3 protein-coding genes are annotated in these 1,634 nt (G+C 58.1%); all 3 read right to left on the reverse strand.

Features of this window, described 5'->3' with window-relative positions; all coding sequences use genetic code 11:
• Window positions 1–221: 221 nt before the first annotated feature.
• Window positions 222–560 (reverse strand): hypothetical protein, encoded by a 339-nt coding sequence (locus tag ACFUCV_RS14965; protein WP_380817129.1) that lies wholly within the window; start codon window positions 558–560, stop codon window positions 222–224.
• A gap of 484 nt (window positions 561–1,044) precedes the next feature.
• Window positions 1,045–1,281, reverse strand: a complete 237-nt coding sequence (gene nrdH, locus ACFUCV_RS14970) for a glutaredoxin-like protein NrdH (protein WP_380817130.1) — start codon at window positions 1,279–1,281, stop codon at window positions 1,045–1,047.
• A 37-nt stretch (window positions 1,282–1,318) separates the two neighbouring features.
• Window positions 1,319–1,519 (reverse strand): DUF4192 family protein, encoded by a 201-nt coding sequence (locus ACFUCV_RS14975; RefSeq protein WP_380817132.1) that lies wholly within the window; start codon window positions 1,517–1,519, stop codon window positions 1,319–1,321.
• Window positions 1,520–1,634: the final 115 nt, after the last annotated feature.

Here is a 1,634-nt window from a genome sequence, read left to right on the forward strand (position 1 = left end):
CACACGCTACGACAAACTCGCCATCACCTACCGAGCCGGCATAGCCCTCTACGCAACGCTGATCTGGCTACGCCAATAAGGAGACACGTCCTAGCTGGATTCGATACTTAACCATGGCGAAAAACCAGTTTTAGTACATGACCGCAACAAACAAGGGTCGTGTCCTCCGCAACCACCGAGCGAAGACAGGGCATACACGGTCAGCCGAGCGTCGGTAGCGGTCATCGTGAGTCTGCAGGAATTATCGTGTTCCAGCCGCGCCGGTGGAAGATCTCGGTCGTGGTGCGGTCGAGGGGGATGCCGAGGTAGGTGGTGAGCTCGAGTATGCGGACGCCGACCCGCAGCAGATCGTGGTGGTCAGCCCGACGGTCCTTCAGGATTCGCGAGATTTCCAGTTTCAACTCGACGCATTCGGCCTTGGCTTCAGCGAGCTGAGCCGCCTGGTCAAAATACTTGGCGCTCAATAGTTGCAACCGAGTTCGTTGATCGTCGATGACTTTATCCCGAACCAGAATCCTTTCCTGATGAGGGGACAGACTGACGGATTTTTTGGACTGCAAAATCCGTTGGTACTGTTTCTCCGCCTTAAGTAGACGAGCATTTCCATTGGCACGCTCGAGAGCTACGAGTGTCTGGGTAGCTACTCTCGTTGTGGCGCGTCGTTTATCTCGACGGCGGCGCTCACGAGATCGTGCAGAGCACGTGGTGGAACAATACAGCTGAGTGGTGCGCCGCGGGGCAAACGGGATCTGGCATTCGGGGCACTTTTGCGTAGACATGCAGATTCATGGCCGTTTTGACACTGGCTACCATGACTGCCCGTGGGACTTCCCGCCACGGGCAGGACCTTGGGTGCCAGACGTGTGAAGGATTTTTTGGTTGCTGCAGGAACATGGTTGGCGGGTGATATTGCCGTGGAAGCTAGTGTGGCGTTGGGGTCTGGTTGCGGTGGCGAGCCGAGGGAAATGTCGATGTCATGGTGGTGGCGCAGGGGAGTGCCGCGTGAGGTTTTCATGCGGCACTGGATTTCCTGATTCTGGGTGACTATTGGATGGCGAGGCGGAGTCGTTCGATTTCGGTGGGGTTGAATCCTGACCAGTGGTGGTGGTCGTTGACGACGACGATCGGCGCCTGGGAGTAGCCGAGGTCTTGGACGTACTCGAGGGCGGCAGCGTTGGTTGTCACGTCGACGACGTTGTAAGGAATGCCGGCATGGTCCAGGGTCAGGCAGGTGAACTTGCATTGCTGGCAGTCTGGTTTGCTGTAGACGGTGATGGTCATTTCCCTCGCCTCGGTATGTGCATCTTTCCGGGTGGCACTACTGATGGTGGTTCCGGTACGCGGTGTTCTTGTGTTGCGCCCAGCCGGACACGACTCCGGCGCCGAGCATCTGGTCCAGCAGCCTGGCCAGGTGGTAGTCGGGGTCGAACGTCAGGGCGACGTGCATGTAGTTCGCAGCTGCCGTTCCCTTGCCCTTCCACCAGCAGATGTGCCCGAGCATCGTCAACGGCGCTGCCACATGTCCGGGCGCTGCAATGGTGAACCGTCCCGGAAATCATGCCGCCGTTTTGTGGGCGGCAGCGTCGGGTAACGAGCCGGAATTTTCATCATAGTAGATACGCTCGAATTCCTCC

This window comes from Specibacter sp. NPDC057265, from assembly GCF_042668835.1.
GTDB lineage: Bacteria > Actinomycetota > Actinomycetes > Actinomycetales > Micrococcaceae > Specibacter.

Excerpts from the sequence above, each read along its gene's own strand:
- nrdH (WP_380817130.1), bottom strand. The coding sequence starts at position 1,281 with ATGACCATCACCGTCTACAGCAAACCAGACTGCCAGCAATGCAAGTTC.